General features: G+C 71.2%; 2 protein-coding genes and 1 pseudogene. All 3 read left to right on the top strand.

The window, feature by feature from the left end; translation table 11 throughout:
- The first annotated feature begins 536 nt into the window (after positions 1 to 536).
- A complete protein-coding gene (locus NBX02_RS20290; protein ID WP_445548551.1) occupies positions 537 to 1,946 on the top strand; it encodes a DUF222 domain-containing protein in 1,410 nt (469 codons plus the stop codon).
- A 516-nt stretch (positions 1,947 to 2,462) separates the two neighbouring features.
- A complete protein-coding gene (locus tag NBX02_RS20285; RefSeq protein ID WP_250292578.1) occupies positions 2,463 to 3,152 on the top strand; it encodes a TlpA disulfide reductase family protein in 690 nt (229 codons plus the stop codon).
- Between the two features lie 281 nt (positions 3,153 to 3,433).
- Positions 3,434 to 3,808: pseudogene (locus tag NBX02_RS20280) on the top strand (cytochrome c biogenesis protein CcdA); the annotation flags it as partial.

Raw genomic sequence — 3,808 nt, 5'->3', positions numbered from 1 at the left:
TCATCCAGCATGCCACGGCCGCCCAACATGCCCAAAACAGGACGATCGGTCGCGGCTGGCTACGTCCACAGCCTGATCCAGTGCGCCATTGGGGGCGGCATGTGGGGGTGACAGCCGCCGTTGCCACGCTGGGCGCGTCGGGGCCGCGGGAATCGCCCGTCCCAGATGGTGGAAATGTCCGAATCTGCTGATAGTCTCGTACACATGTTCGATTCTGTGGAGATCGAGAGCTTTTCTCCGACGGCTGCCCCGGCGGTGGCTGGCCCCCTGGAGCCCACCGGCCACCACGATGCCGTCCAGCCCGCCTCCGCTGGCACCGCCGCGTCCACCGCGGCCTGCCGCCCCTGTGCTCCCTCGCCACTCGTCCCCCGCGAGGGGCCTCCGGTGGAGAGTGGCGCGTCCGGCGCGGCTTGCCACACAGGCGGCGCCCCGCCGGCGGTGGAGGGCGGTAACGCGGCTGGCCGGCTGTCGGCAGTGAAAGGCGGTGGTGTGCCGCCGACGGTTGACGCGGTCGCTGGTCCGCCGGCAGTGGCGTCCTGCGATGCGGATGGCTGCCTGTCCCTGATGGCCGCGGTGCGGCGGCGGATCGCCGGGCTGGAGGCGGTCTGCTGCGCGCCCAGGCCCGGTTCGCCGCGCTGCGGCCGACCCCGCCTGAGGAGGCGAAGCGGGCTGGGCCGGGCTGGGCCGCAGAGGAGATCGCCGCCGAGCTCGCCCTGTCCCCGGCCGCCGCGGCGGCCGGCCTGGAACTGGCCATCACCGTCGTCGACCGGCTCCCGGCCACCCTGGCTGTGTTGGAGGCCGGACAGATCGACCTGGGCCGGGTCCGCGCGGTCGCCGAGACCACCGCGGCGCTCTCCTCGGAGCAGGCCGGCGCGGTCGAACGGAAAGTGCTCGCCCGGGGTGGGCGGGCCAGCCCGAGCCTGTTCCGCCAGGCGCTGCGCCGCGCTGTGCTCAGCGCCGACCCCGACGGCGCCCGGCGGCGGCACGCCCACGCCCGCAAGGGCCGGCAGGTCCAGCTCCACCCCGCCGAGGACGGCATGGCCGAACTGTGGGCGCTGCTGCCCGCGGTCGACGCCCAGGCCGCCTATCAGCGCTTGGATGCGCTGGCCCGCGCGGTCACCGGCCCGGAGGCCTCTTCCGGTGTGGACGCACTCCCCGACATGGGCGCCCGCCGTGCTGTCGACGGCCCGGACGAGCCGCCCAGCATGGATGCCCGCCGCGCGGACGTGCTGGTCGATCTGCTGCTGGGCCGGGATCGGGGCGGGCAGGTGTCGGTGGAGGTGGAGGTGGGGGTGCTGGTGTCGGCGGCGACGCTCGCCGGGGTCAGCGACACCCCTGGGGAACTGGCCGGATACGGGCCCCTGCCCGCGGACATCGTCCGTGAGCTTGCGCGGGAGGCGACCTGGCGGCGGATCCTCACCGACCCCGCCCAGGGCGACCGGCCTGTCGAGGTCGGCCGCCGGTTCCCCGCCCCCGGGCTGGCCCGGCTGCTACGCACCCGGGAGCAGGTCTGCCGGTTCCCGGGCTGCCGGAAACCCGCCCGGTTCTGCGACCTCGACCACATCCAGCCACACAGCGCCGGCGGGCCCACCAGCGAGAAGAACATGCTCGCGCTGTGCCGACGCCACCACAGGGCCAAGCACGAGGGCGGCTGGACGGTACAGCGGGCCGGCGGTGACACGGCAGTGTGGGCCAGTCCGACCGGGCGGACCTACTTCGACATCCCCGAACCCTGGGACGAGCCGACCCGGCCGGGAGCTGGAGAACGCTCCAGAACAGGGGAAGAGGAGGGCGCCTGCCCTGCGCCTCGACGGACAGTCGTTACCATCCCCGCGTCCAGCTCCGACTGCCGGGCCGGGGGTCAGAGCCGGGCCGGGGCACATGATCCGACCACGGCCGGGACCGGGCACAGCAGCATCCCGGATCTCGGCCCACCACCCTTCTGAAGGTTCTGGCCTTCTGAAGGTTCTGGCCCGTCATCCTCTTGAAAGCCGGTGGCATGCCCGCGAGTCCGGTGGGGCCAGCTCGAGAAGCGGTGTTACGGACAGTGATATTTAAGTGTTCTTGCAGGTAATAGCCCTACTTTAGAGATCATCGATAGAGATTGTTTGATGTTCATTTGGTGGTGGATGGCTGGCTTGTCGGGTTGTGCGGGTCGCTGGCTGTCCGGAACGCACCCGTGGTCGGAGCTGATCCGCGGGGTTGAGTTCTACAGTTTGTCGTAGGCTGATGGGCCAGGGCGCGTACCGGCCCGCTCCGGTCCGGACGGTGGCCGGCCGGTAGAAGCGGCCGGCCGGTAGAAGCGGCCGGCCGGTCGAAGAGATGGCGGTAACGCGGTCATGATCTTTTCGCGTTTGGGAGTCTGGATGGCCGGTCGGAGAGCCCGGAACCGGCGGTCCTGGATCACCGAGTTGCCGGAGATCCGGGAGGCTCGGGTCATCAGGTCACCGGGAGGAGTGTGTGTGGACGGGCGGCAGGGCGCGCGAGCGGCATCCGACGTGTCGCGCATGCGGGCTGGCCGGACGTCGTACCGCCGTGTCCTGAAGCACCGTTTCCTGAGGGCTGTCCGCTCCCTGAGGGCTGTCTGCGCGCTGGGCCTCTCGATGCTGGTGATGAGCGCTTCGATGCTGATGGCGGCCGCATGCTCGAGCGGGGGCGACAGCGTGGACCAGGCCGCTGGCGGTGGCTTCGGTTTCGTCCAGCAGGCGCCCAACTCCGACTTCGTCCCGGTCGACAGCCGCAGGACGGCTCCCGACCTCACCGGTTCCACCGTGGCCGGTCCTGATCTGAGCCTGACGGCCTTCCGCGGGAAGATCACCGTTGTGAATTTCTGGGCGTCATGGTGCGCACCGTGCCGGGCAGAGACGCCCGGCCTGGTCAAGATGGCCGCGGACAACCCAGAGGCGGCCTTTGTCGGGGTGAACGAGAAGGACAATCTCTCCGCGGCGAAGGCGTTCATCCGGGACAACGGCGTGACCTATCCGAGCATCGTCGACCGGATTGGCACGCTCGCGGCGCGCTGGCCGGTCCCGCCTGGTCTGCCGTCGACCTTCGTGCTCGACCGCGAGGGCCGGCTTGCCGCCCGCTTCACCGGCGGCGTACTCCCGGACGAGTTGACACCCGTACTCGCCCGGCTCCAGGCGGGGACATGAACGTGGAGATCCGGGTGCTGGCCACCCCCGGCCACAGACTCGCCCGGCTCCAGGCGGGGACATGAACGGCATCAGAACATGAACGGCGTCAGGATGGGCCATCCGAACGCTGGCCGTACGGATGTCGGCCGTGTGGTCGTCGGTGACACGGACGCCGGCCATACGGATGTCGGCGGCGCAGACGCCGGCGGCGTGGGCGCTCGTGGCACTGTGAGCGGTGACAGGATCGGCGGTGTTGTCCGGTTGGGAGAAATCCCGGTCCGGCTGGAGGGAGTCCCGCGGTGAGCGTCACGTCGTTCGTCGCGGACGGGCCTCTGCTGCTCGCCGCACCGGTCGCGGCGGTGGCGGGGCTGTTGTCATTCCTGTCGCCGTGTGTGCTGCCGCTCGTGCCGGGATACCTGTCCTTCATCACGGGGCTGTCCGGTGAGGAACTGGCCGCCCGCCCCTCAGCCGGCGTCGGCCCCCCGTCAGCAGCGGCTGATGCTTCGTCGCTGGTCGCTGATGCCGCGTTGCCAGCGGTCGCCTCCTCAGCGGTGGCTGGCAGCACGGCGCTGGCGGCTGCTTCCTCGGTGGTGCTGGTCGGAGCCTCGCCACCAGCGGTCGGTGGCCGGCTGGCAGGACCGCGACCCGCTGCCGGTACCAGCCCCGATACCGGT

Source organism: Protofrankia sp. CiP1_Cm_nod1 (genome assembly GCF_920888515.1).
In the GTDB taxonomy this organism is placed as follows: domain Bacteria; phylum Actinomycetota; class Actinomycetes; order Frankiales; family Frankiaceae; genus Protofrankia.
Note: the sequence above shows the minus strand (reverse complement) of the source record. Positions and strands in the feature narration are given on the sequence as shown.